Consider the following 18,807-nt stretch of genomic DNA (forward strand, 5'->3'; position numbering starts at 1 on the left):
CTTCATCCGTGATCCTTATCCAGCGCCACGATCTGCGCGGATGGCAGCCGCCCGCCCGTCTCCGGCCAGAGGCGGAGGCTCAGCAGCGCGCCGTAGCCCAGTTCGAACGCCCATACCTGCCGGTGGTCGAAGCCGAACAGCACCGAAAGCGCCGCCCGCATCGTGCCGCCGTGGGTGATGACCAAGCTCGATCGCTGAATTCCCAGCAGCGCATCCGATACGCGGGCGCGCAGTTGCGACCATCGCTCACCCCCCGGCGGGGCGCAGGCATCGGGATCGTTCCAGAACCGCGCCTGCACTTCGGGATCGAGCGCATCGGGGGCAAGCCCGTCCCACGCGCCGAAATCCAGTTCGCGCCACCGCCGATCGGCCCGATGCGTCTGCTTGCGCAGGGCCGCGATCTGGCGCGCGGGAATGCGTGCACGGGACAAGTCGGAACTGAAGACTTGCGCGAATTCCAGCTTTTCCGCGCGCGCCACGCAGCGGGCCGTGCCGGCGGGCAGCGGTGCATCGTCGCGATGGCCCAGCAGCAGGCCCGGCTCGGTAGGCGCACCGTGCCGCATCAGGTGCAGGAGGATGCCGTTCACGCGGCGTCTTTCCCGGCGACCGCGGCCTCCGCGAAAGTCGCCATGCCGGCATGGGCCGCCAGCGCGGAGCGCACGATCTGTGCCGCCACTGCCGCGCCCGATCCTTCACCCAGGCGCATGTCGAGGTGGAGAAGCGGATCTAGGCCGAACTTTTCCAGCAGACGCACATGCCCCGCCTCCGTCGAGCAATGTGCCGCGATGCAATGGTCCAGCAGCGCGGCATTGTCCGCGAACAACGGTGCAAGCGCGGCGCAACAGATGAACCCGTCGAGCAGCACGGGAATGCCGTGATGCCGCGCTGCCAGTACGGCACCGGCCATCGCCGCGATCTCGCGCCCGCCAAGCCGGCGCAAGGTTTCGAAGGCATCGGTGCAGGCCACCCCATGCAGCGCCAGCGCCGCCGCCACGGCATCGGCCTTGCGGGCGACGCCTTCGTCGTCGAGCCCGGTGCCGCGCCCGGTCCAATCGCGGGCGGCCCCGCCGAAGACCTGCGCGCAAAGCGCGGCGGCAGGCGTGGTGTTGCCGATGCCCATCTCGCCCACGAACAGCAGGTCCAGATCGGGCTTCACCGATGCCGCGCCGATGTTCAGCGCATCCAGGCATTCGGCCTCGCTCATCGCCGGTTCGCCGGTGATGTCGCCGGTCGGCCGGTCAAGATCGATGGGAACGACGGACAGCTCGGCCCCGCAGGCCTGCGTCAGGGCATTGATGGCCGCTCCGCCAGCACGAAAGTTGGCGACCATCTGGTGCGTCACTTCGGGCGGAAAGGCACTGACGCCGCGCGCGGCAACGCCGTGGTTGCCGGCGAAGACCACCGCGCCGATGCGTTCGGCGCGCGGCTTTTCCTGCCCCTGCCAGCCGGCCATGAACACCGCGATCTCTTCCAGCCGGCCTAGCGAACCGGCAGGCTTGGTCAGTTCCGCCTGCCGTTGCGCGGCCGCCTTCAATGCGGCGCCATCGGGCGCGCGGAGCTGGGCAAGCGCGGCGGCAAAGGCGGCGCGATCGGCGAACATCGTCATGTGCAGATGAATCCTTCAGGCGGCGTGCGCGTGATGAAATGCCCCTTCACGCCATCGGGCCACTGGCGATAGGGCACCTGCCCTTCCTCGCTTTCCGCATGGCGCGACGCATATTCCAGAACGGCGCGCGCTGCCTCCTCGCCGGGCGTGAAGTCACCCAGCACATAGCCCACTTTGCCCGGCGCGCGGATGTGCACGGTGCAATGGCGCTGGCAGGCGAACAGGCAGGCCGTTTCCTGAACGGCCACGCCCTGCAGGCTTGGATCGGCAGCCTGCACCGCGCGCATCGCCTCCGCCAGCAACGCGCCGCCGCGCCGGCCGCCGTCATCCTCACGCGCTTCTGCCGAGAGCCGGCAGGTATTGCAGACGACCACCGACGGCCCCGGCGCGACGGCGCGCAGCATCAGAACTGGCTCCGGATGCCGAAGTAGACGGTGCGGCCAAGCTGGCCATAGCCGGCGACGGTTTCATAGTCCTTGTCGGTCAGGTTCTCGATCCGGCCCTGCAGCATCAGCCCGGGCGTGACCTGCCACTGCGCGCGCAAATCCAGCAACCAGTAATCGTCCAGCTTCGCGGTGCCGGTGGCAGCGTTGTAGCTCTCACCCGAATAGCGTGCGGCCAGGCTGGCGCGGATGCCCTGCGGCAGTTCCACGCCGCCCTCGATATTGGCGAGGTGACGCGGCACGCGCTGCAGCTGACGACCATAGGTGCTGCTGTCCGGCGTGCGGTCTTCCGCTTCGATCAGGCTGTAGTTGCCGTCCAGGAACAGCACGTTCCACTTGGCCGATGCTGCCAGTTCCAGGCCCTGCGCATGGGCCTTGCGGACATTGGCGTAGTAGCCGAAGCGCGTGGTATCGGTGCCGGGGATATAGCAGATGTCGGGCAGCGCGCCGGTGAACGGGCAGTAGGAAAAGTCGATCAGGTTGCGGGTATCGCGCTGGAACCAAGTGGCGGAAACGTGAAGCAGTTCGCCCAGGCTCTGTTCGGCGCCCACTTCCCAGCCCTTGGCCTTTTCCGGCTTGAGATCGGACACCCCGTAATCGCTGAACAGTTGATAGAGCGAAGGCGCCTTGTACCCTTCGTCATAGCTGGCGCGCAGCACGGTCTTGCCCTCGTTCGGGGTGTAGGCCGCACCGGCGCTGAACACCGTGTTGCCGCCGAAGCGCGACTGGTGATCGTACCGCGCGCCGCCATTGACGGTCAGGCCGGTCACCGGGCTGACGCGCAGTTCGCCATAGACGCTGTTGGTGCTCACCTTGTTGGGCGTGGCGGTGTAGAGCGCGGTGCTGTCATCGGGCGAGACCGTGGTCATGCGCTGCTCCTCCCGCTCGGCCCCGAACACGGCCTGCACCGCCTCGGAGAAGCTATAGGTGCCCTGATACTCGAAACGGCGTACGCGGCCGTGCGCGTCGAACGTGATCTGGCGAACGTCGCGCGTCGGGTCGTAATTGGCGCGGTCGGTCTCGGTCTGCGTCACCGCCACGCGGTTGACCAGCTTGCCGTCCAGCAGCGCGAAGTTCAGGCCGGCATAGCCCGACCATTCCTTGGTGCGGCCGAATTCCAGCGAATCCGCGTTGTATCCGTCGAAATCGTTGCGCGAATTCGACCAATAGCCCCTGAGGTCCAGCGAGACGCCGGGCGCCAGGCGAACGGTCGCCGTGCCGCTGGCGGAAGACCGCGTGAAGCCGTCCGCCTCGGTACCCTGATCCCACGCGGAAATCCCGTCAGTGGTGAAGCGGGAGGCGGAAACGCGCCAGTCGATCATGTCCGATGTGCCGCCAAGCCCGGCGCGGGCAGACACGGTGTCATGCGTGCCGGCCTCCACCGCGAAGCTGCCTTCCAGCGGCTCGGTCGGCTTGCGGGTGGTGACGTTGACGACGCCGCCGATGGCATCGCTGCCCCACAGGATCGACTGCGGGCCGCGCAGGATCTCGATCCGGTCGATATCGTCGGTGAACAGGGTGGAATAGCCGTAGCCGCCCGCGGTCGAGGATGCGTCAGCCAGGCGCATGCCGTCGATCACCATGACCGACTGCCCCGCATCGGCGCCGCGAATGCGCAGCGACGTGGTGGTGCCGTAACCACCGTTGCGCGAAAGGCTGATGCCGGGGGTGCGCAGCAGCACATCGGTCACCGCGATCGGCTGCGCGGCCACGATCTGCTGATCGTCCAGAACCGTGATCGTTTCCGCCACGCGATCGGCATCCACGGGCGTGCGCAGCGCGGTAACGACGATACCGTCGGCGGTGCCCTCGGCAGCGGCATCGGCAGCTTCCGCAGCATGGCCGGTGGCGGGGACAAGCGCCAGTGCAAGCGGGCTGGCGGCGGCGAGAATGCGGTACTTCATCGTATTTCCTTCGAAACAGTCGTCGAAGCCCCGGCGGTTCGGCATCTGGACGAAGGACAGGCGCAAAGCGCTCCGGCAAAGGGGCCGGACGACGGGCGGCGTCCTCCACCCAGGCCGGTGGCCGGCGGAGCGGTGGCTGTCGTCGCGCGAGGAAACACCCCCGTTCACCCGGCACACCCTGTCCGGACGAAGAACGACCGCGACGGGCAGGTCTCCTGGCTTGCGGGTCGGTGCCGGTTCAGCCGCCTTCTCGGGAATTGCGCCGTTTTCACTGGCCTGGCTCCCAATGGCGAAATGGCCGAACGGCTCGCCGCTTACAGTTGCAGGGGCAGCCCGGGTCTTGCACCCGTGTTCCCTTTTGATCCCCTTGCGGGGAACCTGTCGCGGCGCGGCAACTATCGTGCGGCAAGCCGGCTGGCAAGTGTGCGAAGCTTGCGCCCCTGCGCAAAGTGCCATAGGCGGGACGGCGCAAGGGGTGCCCGAAAGGGCTTAATCGGGAAGCCCGGGCCCGCGGGAAACCCTCGCGGCAGGCCGGCACTGCTCCCGCAACTGTAGCCGGGGATGCGCCCCGCCAGATGCCATTGGGGCCGCGAGCGTTCATGCTTCCAGGCTTTCGAGAAGGCGGCGGACAGGCGCGACGATCCGGCAAGTCAGGAAACCGGCCCTTCGCCGTCGATCCTTCGCGCGGGCGGGATGCACCGGGCGGACGAGGCGGGGTTCCATCGCGGGATCCGCCTTGGCGAGACGACAAGCCGCATGTCGTTTCGAAGGGAGCCCGTACGCAATGACACCGATCCGCTGATCCTCGCCGGGGCGATATCGCCCCCGACACCTGTCGCGCACGCGCCTTCCCTTCCAGCTCGCCGGGAGACAACCGTCATGAACACTGCCGCCAAACCTGCTTTCGCCCGCCCCGCTTCAGATAGCCCCGCCTCCAACCGGCTGCCCCTTTGCATATTCGCCGCGCTGGCCGTGCTGATGCTGGCAACGCGCAGCCATTCGCTCAGCCACCTGGTCCACTTGCCCGATACCGACCTTGCCAGCTTCTTCGTGCTGGGCTTCTTCGTGCGCCGCATGGTCGCCTTCGCCGCGCTGTTCATGCTCGGTTTCGCGATTGACGTGGTGGTGATCCAGGTGCTGGGCGGTTCGGGCTTCTGCTTCACGCCGGCCTACTGGATGCTGCTGCCCGCACACGGTTTGCTCTGGCTGGCCGGCCGTTTCGCCGCCGCCCGCTGGGGCGATCGCCTCTCCGCCCTCCCCGCGATCGTCGCGCTGCTGATAGCGGCAAGTTTCGCAGCGAATCTGCTGACGAGCGGGGGATTCTATTTGCTCGGCGGCCGCTATCCCGATCCGACGCTGGCCGGCTTCCTGCCACGCATCGCCCGCTATTTCCCCGGCGTCCTGCTGGCCACGCTGCTGTGGTCCGGCGTTGCCGCGGCACTCTGGGCACTCGTGGTAACCGCGCGTCCCCACCTGCGCATTCGGCCCCATCGATGACTGCCTGTCCCGCGCTGTTGATCGCCGCGCCCGCGTCGGGCCAGGGCAAGACGCTGGTCACCGCCGCCCTCGCCCGGCGCCATGCCCGCGAAGGGCGGCGCGTGCGCCTGTTCAAGTGCGGGCCGGACTTTCTGGACCCCATGGTGCTGGAAGCCGCCAGCGGCGCCCCGGTGCATCAGTTGGACCTCTTCATGGTGGGCGAAGCGCAATGCCGCGCCCTGCTGCACGAGGCGGCGCAAGAGGCCGACCTGATCCTGATCGAAGGGGTGATGGGCCTGTTCGACGGCGATCCTTCCGCAGCGGACCTTGCCCGCCGGTTCGGCCTGCCGGTGCTGGCGGTGGTCGACGGATCCTCGATGGCGCAGACTTTCGGTGCGCTGGTCCACGGACTGGCCAGCTATCGTCCCGATGTGACGCTGGCGGCCGTGCTGGCCAACCGCGTGGGCAGCGCCCGCCATGCCGAACTGCTGGAAGGCAGCGTACCGCCCGGCATACGCTGGCTGGGCGCAATGGCGCGGGATGGCGGGATTACACTGCCGGAGCGGCATCTGGGGCTCGTGCAGGCCGGCGAAGTGGGCGACCTTGCCCAGCGTCTCGATCGGGCCGCCGACCTCCTGCCCGAAAGCGCGCTATGGCTGCCGGCTGCCGTGGATTTCCCGCCTTGCGCCGTCGAAACCCCCTCAGCCGCGCTGGCGGGCCGTACCATCGCCGTCGCCCGCGATGCGGCCTTCTCCTTCATCTACCCCGCCAATCTGGCCGTTCTGGCAAGCGCCGGCGCGCGGATCGCATTCTTCTCTCCGCTGGACGATTCCGAACTGCCGGAATGCGACGCGCTCTGGCTGCCCGGTGGCTATCCGGAACTGCATAGGCATCGCCTGGCCGCGAACGCATCGATGCTGGCCGCGATCCGCGCGCACCATGCCGCCGGCCGGCCGATGCTGGCGGAGTGCGGGGGAATGCTCTACGCCTGCGAGACGCTGGACGACGGCAAGGATGGCCAAGGCCGTGCGCCATTGCTGGGCCTGCTGCCCGCCCGGGCGACGATGCAGCCCCGCCTTGCCGCGCTGGGAATGCAGCAGGCGGAGATCGACGGACAGCGGGTGCGGGGGCACACCTTCCACTACTCCACGCTCGATACCGCGCTGGAGCCGATCGCCCGCGCCAGCACGCCCGATGGCCGCCCCGGAGAGCGGGTGTTCCGCCACGGCGCCCTGACGGCCAGCTACATGCACCTCTACTTCGCGTCCGCGCCCCGGCTCGTCGCGGCGCTATTCGGCGCTACTGCACTGGAAGCACCCGTAAAGTCCGGTTGACTCCGCCGCGTGCAAAGGCACTAAGCTGGCGCATGTCCGCCGATCCGCAGACCATTGCCGCCGCCCGTCAGGCCTTGTCCTCGGGCGATCTCGACCGGGCCGAAACGCTTGCCCAATCGGCGCGCACGGTGCCCGCGCTCGCACTGGACGCGGTGGAGGTTCTGGCGCTTTCCGCCAAGGCCCGCGGAACCGGCGATCGTTTCGAAGCGCTGCTGCGCGAAGCCATCGCCCTGGCGCCCGATCGGCCCTGGCCGCGCGACGATCTGGCCGAATGGCTGCACGATACCGGCCGGCTGCACGAGGCCGAGGCCGTGCTGCGCGAAACGCTGATCGCCCAGCCAAACAATGCCAGCGCCCACATGCGGCTGGGCAATCTGCTGAGCGAGCGTGAGGAGCTGGTCGAAGGGGCCGAGCACTTGGAAGCCGCGATCCGCGTGGCCGGGCGGCATCCGCAGCTGCTGACCAACCTGGGCCGCAATCTGCAACGTCAGGGCCGACTGGACGAGGCGGCACCGCTGCTGGCCGATGCCGCGCGGGCGATGCCGGAGGCTCTGCCGCCGCTGGCTTGGCTGGCCGAACTGGAGGAACAGGCCGGGCGGTTCGATCGCGCTTCCGCCCTGCTCGACCGGGCCGAGGTGCTGGCGCTGCGGCAGGGCACCGACGTCACGCTCCAGCGCGTAACCTTGCTTTCGCGCACCGATGGCTGGGAAAAGGGCCTCTCCATGCTGGAGGCCGAAGCCGAACCTTCGGGCGCGGCGCGGCTGCTGCGCGGCCGCCTGCGCGACCGGGCGGGCCGCAAGGCCGAAGCGTGGGACGATTTCGTCGCCGGCAAGGCCGCGCTCGCCGCCGCCGCCAGCCGCACTTATCCCGCCCGCGCCGTGGGCGAACTGATCCAGCAGTGGCAGGATTTCTTCACCGGCGACCGCTTCGCCGAATTCACCCCGGCGCCGCGCCGCAAAGGCGTGCCGCAGCCGGTCTTCGTGCTGGGCTTCCCGCGTTCGGGCACCACGCTAACCGAGCAGGTGCTGGCCAGCCATTCGCTGGTGCGCGCGGGCGGCGAACTCCCGTTCGGCCGCGAACTGGCGGAAAAGGCCGCCGGGTTGACCGCAGGCGCCTTCCCCCGCCATCCCGATGCGGTGACCGAGGAGCAGCGCGAGACGCTGGGAACGCAGCTGCGCGATCACTACCTCGCCCGCGCCGAACGCTATGGCCTGCTGCGCGAAGGGGCGATGTTCTTCACCGACAAGATGCCGCTGAACGAGCTTTACCTGCCGCTGCTGCAACTGGCCTTCCCGCAATCGCCGGTGGTGGTGGTATCCCGCGATCCGCGCGACGTGATGATTTCCGCCATGAGCCACGATTTCACGCACGGCTTCGCCTGCGGCTACCGGATCGAGGATCTGGCCCTGCACTATGCGCGCATGGAGAAGCTGACCGGCCACTGGATCGAGACGCTGCCGGTTCCCGCGCACGAGCTGGGCTACGAGCATTTCGTGGCCGATCAGGAGCAGGAAACCACCGACCTGATGGCCTGGCTGGGCCTTGATGCGGAGGCGGCGCAACTGAGCTTCCACACACTGGGTCGCCACGCACCGACGCCCAGCTACGCACAAGTGCAGGAGCCGCTCAACCGCCGCTCGATCGGCCGCTGGAAAGGCTATGCCCGCGAACTGGCACCGGTGCTTCCGGTGCTGTCCGAAGCGGTGGAGCGCGGCGGCTACGCCGCCTCGGACAGTCCCGAGGCCAGCGAAGGCGCCAACGACCCGACGATCAACTGAACGCCGCCCGGCCCACGCACCACCATGCGCGCGCCAAGGCGCTTGAGCGCAGCCTCGTCGATCACGGCGGGATCGGCCAGATCGATCCAGACACGGCTTGAGGCCGAACCTGCGGATGTGACATTGCCCTTGCCGCCCAGCGCGGTCAGCCACGGCGCCGCATCCACGGCAGGGGCCGCTTCGGCCTTTGCCGCCGTTGCTGCGGCGGCGCGCAGCGGCCCGGCCGCCTCACGCATCTCGCTCGCCACATCGTCCGCGATCGGGCCGACGACGACTTGCAGCGCGCCCGGCGCCGGGCGGATCAGGCCACGCGCGCCAAGGGCCTTGAGGCGCGGCTCGTCCACCGCTTCGGAATCGTGGAGGCGCAGGCGCAGGCGGGTGGTGCAGGCGCCGATCTCGGCCAGGTTGCCCGCGCCGCCCAGTGCGGCCACGAAGGCCGCACCCCGGCCGCCTTCGGCAGGGGCGAAGGAACCCAGTTCCTCGCCCACCGGCTCATCCTCTCGGCCCGGCGTCTTGATGTCGAAACGGGCGATCGCCCAGCGGAACGACGCGTAATAGAGCAGCGAATAGCCCGCGCCGATCGGCAGCAGCAGCAGCGGATTGGTGGCCTTGGAGAAGTTCAGCACATAGTCCAGCAGACCTGCCGAGAAGCCGAAGCCCAGCTTGACGTGCAGCAGGTCCATCAGCGCCATGGCCACGCCGGTCATCACCGTGTGCATCGCGTAGAGCAGCGGCGCCAGGAACATGAAGGTGAACTCGATAGGCTCGGTCACGCCCGTCAGGAACGCGGTCAACGCCATCGACAGGAACATGCCGCCCACGGCCTTGCGCCGTTCAGGCTTGGCGGCGTGGTACATGGCAAGGCAGGCCGCGGGCAGGCCGAACATCATCACCGGGAAGAAGCCCGACATGAAGCTGCCGGCAGTGGGATCGCCCGCGAAGAAGCGGTTGAGATCGCCGGTGGTGCCGTGGAAATCGCCGATGATGAACCAGGCCACGTTGTTGATCACGTGGTGCAGGCCGGTGACGATCAGCAGGCGATTGAGCACGCCATAGGCGAACAGGCCCAGCACGCCGGCGTGAACCACGCCGTTGCTGACCAGATCCATGCCCCCGGTGATCGGTGCGAAACCATATCCCACCAGCGCCGCCAGCAGCAGCCCGGCAAGGCCGGAGAGGATCGGCACGAAACGGCGCCCACCGAAGAAGGCGAGATATTCAGGCAGGCGGATCGTGGCGTAGCGATTGTAGAACGCGCCCGCGATCAGGCCGGAGAGAATGCCGATCGGTACCGAGAGCTTGGCGATGGCCTTGGCCCGCCACGCATCCGCCGCCAATGCAGCCACGCTGTCTACTATGCCAGCCGTCGTCTCGGGCGGCACCACCAGCAGCGTCTGCGCGCCCTTGCTGGCGACCAGGAAGCAGACAAGGCCAGCCAGCCCCGCCGCACCGTTGGAATCGCGCGCGATGCCGACGGCAATGCCCAGCGCGAACAGCAGGCCCAGATTGTCGAAGATCGCCGCGCCCGCTGCTGCCACGAACGGCAGCGCCAGCAGGTCCGGCTGCCCAAGGCGCAGCAGCAGGCCAGCGATCGGCAGCACCGCGATCGGCAGCATCAGCGCACGGCCCAGCGGCTGGAGCGATTGCAGCGAGAGCTTCATGCCACTTCCTCCACAAGTTCACGGACCATGGCGCGCACGGCGGCCGCGTCGGGCAATTCCAGCGCCCGTTCGGCCAGCGCGCGGCAACGGGCGAGATCGAGCGTCCGCACCAGCGCCTTGGTTTCCGCAATCGCGGTGGCGGAAACCGAAAGCTCGCTGACGCCAAGCCCCACCAGCAACGGCACGGCATCGGGATCGGCGCCAAGGCCGCCACACAGGCCGGTCCAGCGGCCATGGCGCGCGGCGCCGGTCACGGTGGCTTCGATCAGGTGCAGGATCGCCGGGTGCAGTGCATCCAGCCCCGCGGCGACATGCGGGTTGGTCCGGTCGCGCGCCAGCGTGTACTGGGCAAGATCGTTGCTGCCGATCGAGAAGAAGTCAGCCTCCGCAGCCAGCGCCCCGGCGTGCAGCGCGGCAGCCGGCGTTTCGATCATGATGCCGAGTTCGGGGCACGGACGCCCCTCTTCCGCCGCGATCCGCTGCAGCACCGCCCGCGTGGCGCGCAGTTCGGCGATCTCGCTAACCATCGGCAGCATGATCTGCACCGGGCCCTTCGCATCCATGGTGACCAGCGCGCGCAACTGCGCATCGAGCAAGCCGGGCGTCGCCAGTTGCAGGCGAATGCCGCGCAGGCCCAGCGCCGGGTTTTCCTCGCCGGTTATCGGCAGGTACGGCGCGGGCTTGTCGGCACCGATATCGAGTGTGCGGACGACCAGCGGGCGGCCGGCGAGCGCGGCCGAGATTTCCGAATAGGTCTGGCGCTGTTCGGCCAACGAAGGGGCTTCGGCGCGGTCCAGGAACAGGAATTCGGTTCGCAGCAGCCCGCAGCCTTCGGCCCCGGCAGCAACGGCCGTGCGGGCATCGGCAGCGGAAGCGAGGTTGGCGAAAACCTCGATCCGGGCGCCGTCGCGGGTGATCGCGGGCTCATGCGCATGCGCCACGGCAGCGGCACGGCGGCCGCGCGCACTTTCGATCCGGGCTTGCGCCGCCGCGAGGACACCCTCCTCCGGCGCGTGGGTGAGTGTGCCCTTTTCGAGCAGCAGCACAGCGCCTTGCGGAATCGTCTTCAGCCGCTCGCCCGCTGCCACCAGCATCGGCACGCCCATGCCGGCCGCAATGATCGCCACGTGCGAGGTCGCGCCACCGTGAACGGTGATGACGCCGCCCAGCCCGGCATTCGTCAGAGCCATCAGTTGCGAGGGATAGAGGTCGTCCGCCAACAGGATCGCGCCCGGCGGCGGCAGCGGGGGCGTTTCGTCGATCCCCGCGCTCGCCAGCGCAACGCGGCGCGCGAGGTCGGCCAGATCATCCACCCGTTCACGCAGGCGCGGATCGGGTGACAGGCGAAGTTGTGCGATATAGCCCTCGACCGCGGCGATCCACGCCTTGCCCGCCGGAAGTCCGCCGGACATGCGCGCGCGCGCCGCATCGCGCAATTCGGGATCGTCGAGCAGGACCAGATGCGCAGCAGCGATCTGCGCCGCCTGCCCTTCACCGTCGGCGGCGGTTTCCAGACTGGTGCGGACCTGGATAATCGCGCGATCGAGCGCGGCGCTTTCAGCCTCGGCCGGGCCAGCCGTTTCGGGAAGCGCCGAAAGCGGGTCGGCCAGCCAGACCGCCGATCCGATAGCGGCACCGGCAACGGCGGTGACCGCCGCCAAAGCGTCGCCCTCGGCCAGCGCCGGCAGCGTGGGCTCCTCGGTTTCCACATCAGGCTCGCGGGCCGCGACCGGGCGATGTTCGCCCATGCCGCTTTCGATCAGGTCCGCAAGGGCATCGATGGCGGCCGTGTCACTTCCGCGCAGGGTCAATGTCTCGCCGTGGCTCAAACCAAGCGCCAGCATGGCAACCGCGCTGCGCGCAGAAGCCACGCGGCCATCGGCTGCGACCATTTCAAGCGTGCACGCGAACTGCCCCGCCAGCTTGGCGAGCCGCGCGGCCGGCCTTGCGTGGAGGCCATAGGCCAGCGGCAGCAGGAGCGAACGGCTGGCAAGCGGTGCCGCGTCAACCGCGCGCGGTGCCGAAGCCACCCCGCAGGGTTCGATCGTCAGCAGCGCTTCGCCGGCCTGGATCTCGCGGTCCGCCTTGCCCTCCGTAAGCGTAAAGGCATCGCCGTTGGTGACGATCACTGGCGTCACCAGACTGCGCGCGGCGCGGGCAAGCCGGTCGAGATCGAATTCTACCAGCAAATCGCCTGCCGCAACCCGCTCGCCATCCGCGACATTCGGCGTGAAACCGGCACCGCCAAGGCCGACGGTATCGAGGCCGATATGCATCAACAGCACCGGCCCGGCGTCGAGTTCCAGCGTCACCGCATGGCCCGCCGGATGGACCGAAACCACCCGCCCCGCGCCCGGCGCGACAAGGCGCCCCTCCACGGGATCGACCGCGATGCCCTGCCCCATCATGCCTTCCGCGAAGACGGGATCGGGCACTTCGGATAGCGGCGTGGCCCAACCCGTCAGCGGGCTGGCGATGGTAAGCGTCATTGCACGGGGTCCAGCGTCAGGCGGTCAAGCATCCAGAGCGGATCGGGACCGGGCTGCGCAAAGCTGAAGTAGAGGTCATGCGGGCCAGCCTGCCCGGCCGGCGTGGCTGACAGTGTGGCAGGCAGAGTGAAGGTGAGCGTGCTGACGCCGGGATTGTCCGCCGCCTTGCCCAACGGCACGCGTGCGACGATCGGGCCATTGGCGGCATCGGCCCGGACCAGCAGCTCGCCAGCCTTGGTCTCCGGCTTGTCGAACACCACTTTCGCGAGGTCCGGCCCGATCTGGTAGTTGAACGGCACTTGCCCGACGCGCGCGGTCACACTCTTGATCCCGGCGAGCGGCGCGGCGCGCCAGATCCAGCAGGGATGGAAGATGTCGCCCCAGAACACGTGGCGCTTGCCATCCGTCTCCGCGTCATCCTCCGGCCGCAGGGGCACGGCGCGCGAACAGAGTTCCAGTTCGGAAGCACTGCGCGTGCGCGTCATGGCGGTGGAGAGCGTCCAGCCCTTTTCCTCTCCGAAAGGTTCCGCCCCCAGGAAAGCCCGAGTGCGCAGCGTGGTGCCTGTCGCCAGCGTCAACGGCGCGCCATAAGCAGGCGAAGTGGCCAGCGGCGCACTGCCGTCGGTGGTGTAGTGCAGCGTGCCGGCCTTCACCGGCGATTCCAGCGCAACCGCAACCTTGTCACCCGCGCCGTTGAACGTGCCCAGCGCCTGCAACGGCGTGCGATCGTAGCCGATGCCCAACGCCTTTTCGCGGGCCAGTTCGGCCGGCAGGCGCGTGGCGAATTCGTCCCACTGGCGCTTCTCGCCCGGAGTCCAGGCGATCTCCGCCAGCATCGCGGCGCGCGGCCACATCTGCCGATCCATGATTGCGGTGGTGCGCATGTGCTCGGTCCAGAGGTTCGCCTGAACGCCCAGGATATGCGCACGCTCCGCATCGGTCAGCCCATGGGGCACGACCGGGGTTTCGTAGAACTTCTTCCAGTCGATCACCTCGCCCCGGCTCGAAGGCTCGTCGGCGGACATCGACTGCATGTGATCGATGTAGAATTCGGGCGATGGCGAAAGCACGGCGTCATGCCCGGCCTTCGCCGCGACGATCCCGCCGTCGATGCCGTGCCAGGACATCACCGTGGCGGACGGCGGCACGTGGCCTTCCAGAATCTCGTCCCAGCCGACGATCTTGCGCCCCTTGGTGGCAAGATAATCGCCGATGCGCGCGATGAACCAGCCTTGCAGTTCGGCCTCGTTCTTCAGGCCCAGCGCCTTGATGCGAGCCTGTGCGCGCGGATCGGCGATCCATTGGACTTTCACCGCCTCGTCCCCGCCGACGTGGATATAGGTGGAGGGGAACAGCTCGATCACTTCGTCCAGCACGTTCTGCAGGAAGGTGAAGGTGGAATCGTCGGTGTTGAACAGGTTCTCGTAAACGCCCCAGTCCGCGCCCGGCGCCTTTACCGGATCGGCAGCGGCGGCGAGTGCCGGATAGGCGGCGATGGCAGCGGTGGCGTGGCCCGGCATCTCGATCTCGGGCACGATGGTGATGTGGCGCGCGGCGGCATAGGCCACGATCTCGCGGATCTGGTCCTTGGTGTAGAACCCGCCATAGCGCACGGGATTGCCCTGCGCATCGGTACCCGCGGCACCGGCCGGCCGGCGCCATGCGCCGATCTCGATCAGGCGCGGGTACTTGTCGATGGGGATGCGCCAGCCCTGATCGTCGACCAGGTGCCAATGCAGCACGTTCAGCTTTTCGGCCGCCATGCGGTCGATCACTGCCTTCACGTATTCGGGCGGCTGAAAGTGGCGCGCGGAATCGAGCAGGAGGCCGCGCCAGGCAAAGGCGGGCGCATCGTCGATCACCGTCGCCGCGATCGTGCCGTTCTTCGATGCGGCGATCAGCTGCCAGAGCGTCTCCGCCCCATAGAACAACCCGGCATCGGTAGCGGCTTCGACGGCGACCCCCTTGGGCGTCACCGTCAGCCGATAGGCTTCCTCACCCGCGATCGCGCCATTGCGGCGAAAGCGGATATCGCCCTCGGGTGAGGAAAGGAGCTGCGGCGAACCGGTCTGGCGGAGGAGAAGGGCCAGACGGTTCGCCGCCGCCCGTTCGCCACCGTCTGTCGCGGCGACGCGAGCATGCCGGAAATCGAACCGCCCCTGCTGCGGCGAAATCTTCGCCGGAAGCGGGAGCAAGGGCGGAGAGGCCGCCGCGGCCGCTCCGGAAAAGAGACCGGAAATGACAGCGGCGGTAAGGAGGATTGAACGCATTATTTCAGTCTATCCTCTAAGTAGCTGATCCGAAACTTTCGTTTCGGATCGCTCGGCACCGGTCCTCTCCCCCACCCGACCTCCTACGAAGTGTACCCTGTTGGAAGGTCGGGTGGGGGAGAGGGCCGGTGCCGAACCTGGAATTCGCTCTTTCGCGAATTTCAGGTCAGACCATTCACGACCCGTAAGCGACTGGATCAGAAGTGGATCTTGCCACCGATCCAGAACGTGCGGCCGTTGTTATAGTAGGCGCGCGGGGTCGAGGGATCGCCGACGAAGTAGTAGAGCTTGTGGTTGAGCATGTTCTGCGCGTCCACGGTGATCGCGGCATAATCCGTCACGTTGACGGTCACCGAACCGTCGAGCGAGCCGAAATTGTCCTGCCACATCGGCGTGGCGCGATCGATGCCCGAACGGAACTTCGAACGGAAGGTATAAGCAAGGCGTGCCGAAACCAGCTTGTTCTCGAAATACCCGGTCAGGTTGTAGGTGTGCTTCGAGTTGCCGTCGATCACTTCGCCATCGTCGCTCTTGGCATTGGCGTAAGTGTAGTTGGCCTGGACGCCGAAGCCGCCCCAGATCGGCTGCTGCCAGTTGAATTCGAAGCCCTTGTTCTTGCCGCCCTGGCCATTGATCGGCTGGGCGATCAGGAAGTCCGCACCGTTCGGATGCTGCTGGGTGACCAGGTGAACGGTCGAAGTCTCGCTGGTGACGTAGGAGTCGATGTCCAGATAGAACAGCGTGACCGACAGCAGCGCCTGCGGGGCATAGTACCATTCGGCCGCAAGGTTGAAGTTCCAGGCGCGGGTCGGCTTCAGGTAGGGGTTGCCGCCCGCCGTGCCGGTAAGCGCAAGGTCGCTGACGGTGAAGGCACCGGCCAGCTGGGCATAGCCCGGACGGGTCATCGTCTTGGCCGCGCCGGCGCGCAGCAGCAGGTCGTCACGCAGGTTGTAGGTCAGGTTGGCGCTGGGCAGGAAGTCCCAGTAGCTGCGATCGACCTGCACCTTGCCGCAAGTGGCGCAGAAGGCGGTGATGGTGTCCGCCACCGGCGCATTCGGCGAATACTGCGTGGTGGTCAGGTCGGTGCGAACCGCGCGCAGGCCGATGTTGCCGCGCCAGTTGCTGTCGTCACCCAGCTTGGCCATGGCGTAGAAGCCCTGGGTCTTCTCCTTCACCGAGAAGCTGGCCTGCGGATAGAAGTCGAACACGCGGCCACCGTTGGTACCGTCCAACTGGTCGAGCACCAGCCCCTGATCGGCCAGGGTGTAGCCGGGCAGGTCGATCAGCCCGTCAAGATAGTCGCTCGGCGTCGAACCACCGGCATAGACGGTGCCCAGGCCCACCAGCTTGGTGCCCGAATAGACACCGTTGCCGGCCCAGGAATAGGCATAGTCGTTGACTGCGCGCTTGTGGTTGGTGAGGCGCGCGCCGACCTTGATCGACTTGATGAAGCTGCTGTCGATGTCGTACTCGGCATCGATATTGCCGTAGAATTCCTTGTCCGGCGAATTGATCTTGGCGCCCCACGACCAGCTGTAATAGTTGTTGAGATAGGCATCCGAAGTCGGGTCGGTGGGCAGGCCCGGATAGCTGAGCACCGCGCCCTTGCCGGCGAAGTTGTAGCCCATCCCGGTATCCCAGTAGGTTTCCCAGGCGAAGCTGTCCTTGGTAACGCCCTTGCCTTCGGTGTAGCCCACCTGGCCGGTCACGTTCAGGCGATCGGTCGGCTGCCACTTGGCTTCAAGGTTGGCCACCCAGGTCGACGAGTAGGACTTGCGGAAGATGTCGTCCTGCACGCGGCCCTGCACGGCCGAACCGTCGGCCGTGGTGGCGTTCCACGCGGCCTGCGTCAGGTAACCGTCCTTCACCGTGGCGCTGGCCAGTGCGTAACCGGGGGTGCCGGGCGTCGAGTTGTTGGTCAGCAGGCGGCTGACCCAGGCCATCGAGTTCACGTTGATGTTGTCCGCGTCCATCCGGGTGTAGATGGCGTTCGCGTTGATCTCCAGCGTGTCGGTCGGCTTGAACTGAACGGCGATCGTGCCGCCCTTGCGCACGCGCTTCTGGCGGAAGTAGGACTGGCCGATCAGCGTCGGCGCGGCCACGGTTTCACCCGTGCCGTTGAAATCGGTATAGTTGCCGTAGCCCAGGAACTCCTCGCCATCGCGGCGGAAGTTGCGTTCCTGATAGAAGCCGGAAACGAGCACGCCGAAGGTCTCGTCATCGTTCTTCCAGCTGTAAAGCCCGGAAACCTGCGGCTTCCACTTGCCGGCCAGGTCGTTGTAGTTCATCTGCGCGGTCAGGCTGAAGCTGTTGGCCTTCAGGTCGAACGGGCGGCGGCTCTTCAGATTGATGGTGCCGCCGATGCCGCCTTCGACAATGTCCGCTTCGGACGACTTGTACACTTCCAGCTGGCCGACGATTTCCGAAGGCAGCAGACTGAAGTCGAAGCTGCGGCCGCCAGAGGTCTGGTCCAGCACGAACCAGTCGCCGGTGGCGACCGAGTGACCGTCGAGCAGGGTGAGGTTGAGCGTGGGGTCGGTACCGCGGATCGAGACGGACTGGTTTTCACCGAAGCCGCCGGCAGCGGCCGAGCCGGTGACGACGTTCACGCCGGTCAGTCGGCCCAGCGAGTCGGCGACGTTCTTGTCCGGAAACTTGCCGATGTCCTGCGCGGTGATCACTTCCGAAACGATGTCGCTGGAACGCTTGGCATCGAGCGACGCTTCGAGCGAGGCGCGGATGCCGGTAATGACGATTTCGTCGCCCTTCTTGGCATCGTCTGCCGCGGTAGAGCTGTCCTGTGCGAAGACTGGCGTTGCAATGGCCAGCGCGAGAAGGCTGACGGTACCCCCGAAGATTGAACCCTTGGTCATCTTGCTACCCCTTCATGTTGACCGCATTGGACCATACCAAATGGAAACCAATGCACGTCCTCCTGTACCCCGAGGGCGTTCGAGCGCCCTTCGAAACATTTCTGTCATGGATTTAACGCGCATTGGTAGCACAATTGCAATACCAAAATTTGCCTTTGCATAAATTTCATGATTTTTGGTATTGAAATGGCATTGATCATTGCCCTAGGAGATAGGGCATTGGATGGAGACCACACCCATGTTCGTTGATCGCGTCGGCCAGCTTCCAGAAGGGGATACTGCCCCGCTGTACCGGCAATTCCAGCGCCTTCTGCGCGACGCGATCGAGCGCCAGGTTCTCGCGCCCGATGAGGCCCTGCCGCCTGAGCGCGACCTGGCTTCCGCCTACAACCTGTCGCGCGTCACCGTGCGCAAGGCACTGGACGGGCTGGTGGAAGCGCGCATGTTGACCCGCCGCCAGGGCGCCGGCACGTTCGTGGCCGCCCGCGTGGAAAAGAATTTCGCGGCGATCTCCTCCTTCACCGAAGACATGATTTCGCGCGGCCGCGCCCCGCACAGCGAATGGCTGTCGCGTGCGGAATCCGTGGTTTCGCCCGAGGAGGCGATGGCACTGGGGTTGAGCCCGGGCAGCTCTGTCTACCGGTTCACCCGCATCCGTTATGCGGACGGCATTTCGATGGCACTGGAATCGGCGACCGTACCGGCCTCCTCGCTGCCTTCGCCCGAAACGGTCGAGGATTCGCTTTACGATGCCCTGGGTGAGGATCGGCCGGTACGCGTGCTGCAGCGGTTCCGCGCGGTGCTGTTCACCGACGAGCAGGCAGCGCTGCTGAAAATTCCGAAGAACTCACCCGGGCTTGCCATCGAACGCCGCGGCTACAATGCCGATGGCCGCACGGTGGAATTCACCAAGTCCTGGTATCGCGGTGACGCTTACGACTTCGTCGCCGAACTCAACGTACCTCCCGCCTGA

General features: G+C 67.2%; 12 protein-coding genes and 2 riboswitches. Of the genes, 4 read left to right on the forward strand and 8 right to left on the reverse strand.

Annotated elements, in window-relative coordinates:
* Positions 1-2: 2 nt before the first annotated feature.
* The 4 genes from WBP06_RS13155 to WBP06_RS13170 are packed head-to-tail and all read right to left on the reverse strand — an operon-like array spanning position 3 to position 3,953.
* Positions 3-587, reverse strand: coding sequence for a histidine phosphatase family protein (locus tag WBP06_RS13155; protein ID WP_395328479.1), 585 nt, complete (start codon positions 585-587; stop codon positions 3-5).
* Positions 584-1,606, reverse strand: coding sequence for a nicotinate-nucleotide--dimethylbenzimidazole phosphoribosyltransferase (cobT, locus tag WBP06_RS13160; RefSeq protein ID WP_395328482.1), 1,023 nt, complete (start codon positions 1,604-1,606; stop codon positions 584-586). Before cobT ends, WBP06_RS13155 begins: the two co-directional genes overlap by 4 nt.
* A complete protein-coding gene (locus tag WBP06_RS13165) occupies positions 1,603-2,010 on the reverse strand; it encodes a DUF1636 domain-containing protein (RefSeq protein ID WP_395328484.1) in 408 nt (135 codons plus the stop codon). The genes cobT and WBP06_RS13165 overlap by 4 nt, the downstream gene beginning before the upstream one ends.
* Entirely contained in the window at positions 2,010-3,953 is a 1,944-nt protein-coding gene (locus tag WBP06_RS13170; RefSeq protein WP_395328486.1) for a TonB-dependent receptor plug domain-containing protein, read from the reverse strand. The genes WBP06_RS13165 and WBP06_RS13170 overlap by 1 nt, the downstream gene beginning before the upstream one ends.
* Positions 3,954-4,140: 187 nt before the next feature.
* A riboswitch (cobalamin riboswitch) is annotated at positions 4,141-4,350 on the reverse strand.
* A gap of 59 nt (positions 4,351-4,409) precedes the next feature.
* A riboswitch (cobalamin riboswitch) is annotated at positions 4,410-4,635 on the forward strand.
* Positions 4,636-4,832: 197 nt separating this feature from the next.
* Here WBP06_RS13170 and WBP06_RS13175 point away from each other — a divergent pair.
* From WBP06_RS13175 to WBP06_RS13185, 3 genes are read left to right on the forward strand one after another with little or no spacing between them, the layout of a single operon-like run.
* Positions 4,833-5,450 carry a hypothetical protein gene (locus WBP06_RS13175; protein ID WP_395328488.1) on the forward strand — a complete coding sequence of 206 codons (618 nt, stop codon included), beginning with the start codon at positions 4,833-4,835 and terminating at the stop codon, positions 5,448-5,450.
* Complete coding sequence (locus tag WBP06_RS13180; protein WP_395328490.1) at positions 5,447-6,763, forward strand: cobyrinate a,c-diamide synthase; 1,317 nt, start codon at positions 5,447-5,449, stop codon at positions 6,761-6,763. The genes WBP06_RS13175 and WBP06_RS13180 overlap by 4 nt, the downstream gene beginning before the upstream one ends.
* A gap of 32 nt (positions 6,764-6,795) precedes the next feature.
* Positions 6,796-8,541 carry a sulfotransferase gene (locus WBP06_RS13185; RefSeq protein WP_395328492.1) on the forward strand — a complete coding sequence of 582 codons (1,746 nt, stop codon included), beginning with the start codon at positions 6,796-6,798 and terminating at the stop codon, positions 8,539-8,541.
* Here WBP06_RS13185 and nagE read toward each other — a convergent pair.
* From nagE to WBP06_RS13205, 4 genes are all read right to left on the reverse strand, one after another.
* Positions 8,481-10,202: an N-acetylglucosamine-specific PTS transporter subunit IIBC gene (nagE, locus tag WBP06_RS13190; protein ID WP_395328494.1), complete on the reverse strand. Its 1,722-nt coding sequence runs from the start codon at positions 10,200-10,202 to the stop codon at positions 8,481-8,483. The two genes, WBP06_RS13185 and nagE, sit on opposite strands and share 61 nt — an antisense overlap.
* On the reverse strand, positions 10,199-12,691 hold the full coding sequence (gene ptsP / locus WBP06_RS13195) for a phosphoenolpyruvate--protein phosphotransferase (protein WP_395328496.1): 2,493 nt from the start codon (positions 12,689-12,691) through the stop codon (positions 10,199-10,201). Before ptsP ends, nagE begins: the two co-directional genes overlap by 4 nt.
* Positions 12,688-14,961, reverse strand: coding sequence for a family 20 glycosylhydrolase (locus WBP06_RS13200; protein WP_395328499.1), 2,274 nt, complete (start codon positions 14,959-14,961; stop codon positions 12,688-12,690). The genes ptsP and WBP06_RS13200 overlap by 4 nt, the downstream gene beginning before the upstream one ends.
* A gap of 197 nt (positions 14,962-15,158) precedes the next feature.
* A complete protein-coding gene (locus WBP06_RS13205) occupies positions 15,159-17,834 on the reverse strand; it encodes a TonB-dependent receptor (RefSeq protein WP_395328501.1) in 2,676 nt (891 codons plus the stop codon).
* Positions 17,835-18,072: 238 nt separating this feature from the next.
* Here WBP06_RS13205 and WBP06_RS13210 point away from each other — a divergent pair, with 238 nt between their 5' ends.
* Positions 18,073-18,807 carry a GntR family transcriptional regulator gene (locus tag WBP06_RS13210; RefSeq protein WP_395328503.1) on the forward strand — a complete coding sequence of 245 codons (735 nt, stop codon included), beginning with the start codon at positions 18,073-18,075 and terminating at the stop codon, positions 18,805-18,807.

The sequence above is a fragment of the Novosphingobium mississippiense genome, from assembly GCF_044029535.1.
Lineage (GTDB): Bacteria > Pseudomonadota > Alphaproteobacteria > Sphingomonadales > Sphingomonadaceae > Novosphingobium.

Excerpts from the sequence above, each read along its gene's own strand:
- cobT (WP_395328482.1), bottom strand. The coding sequence starts at position 1,606 with ATGACGATGTTCGCCGATCGCGCCGCCTTTGCCGCCGCGCTTGCCCAG.
- WBP06_RS13165 (WP_395328484.1), bottom strand. The coding sequence starts at position 2,010 with ATGCTGCGCGCCGTCGCGCCGGGGCCGTCGGTGGTCGTCTGCAATACC.
- WBP06_RS13170 (WP_395328486.1), bottom strand. The coding sequence starts at position 3,953 with ATGAAGTACCGCATTCTCGCCGCCGCCAGCCCGCTTGCACTGGCGCTT.
- WBP06_RS13175 (WP_395328488.1), top strand. The coding sequence starts at position 4,833 with ATGAACACTGCCGCCAAACCTGCTTTCGCCCGCCCCGCTTCAGATAGC.
- WBP06_RS13180 (WP_395328490.1), top strand. The coding sequence starts at position 5,447 with ATGACTGCCTGTCCCGCGCTGTTGATCGCCGCGCCCGCGTCGGGCCAG.
- WBP06_RS13185 (WP_395328492.1), top strand. The coding sequence starts at position 6,796 with ATGTCCGCCGATCCGCAGACCATTGCCGCCGCCCGTCAGGCCTTGTCC.
- nagE (WP_395328494.1), bottom strand. The coding sequence starts at position 10,202 with ATGAAGCTCTCGCTGCAATCGCTCCAGCCGCTGGGCCGTGCGCTGATG.
- ptsP (WP_395328496.1), bottom strand. The coding sequence starts at position 12,691 with ATGACGCTTACCATCGCCAGCCCGCTGACGGGTTGGGCCACGCCGCTA.
- WBP06_RS13200 (WP_395328499.1), bottom strand. The coding sequence starts at position 14,961 with ATGCGTTCAATCCTCCTTACCGCCGCTGTCATTTCCGGTCTCTTTTCC.
- WBP06_RS13205 (WP_395328501.1), bottom strand. The coding sequence starts at position 17,834 with ATGACCAAGGGTTCAATCTTCGGGGGTACCGTCAGCCTTCTCGCGCTG.
- WBP06_RS13210 (WP_395328503.1), top strand. The coding sequence starts at position 18,073 with ATGTTCGTTGATCGCGTCGGCCAGCTTCCAGAAGGGGATACTGCCCCG.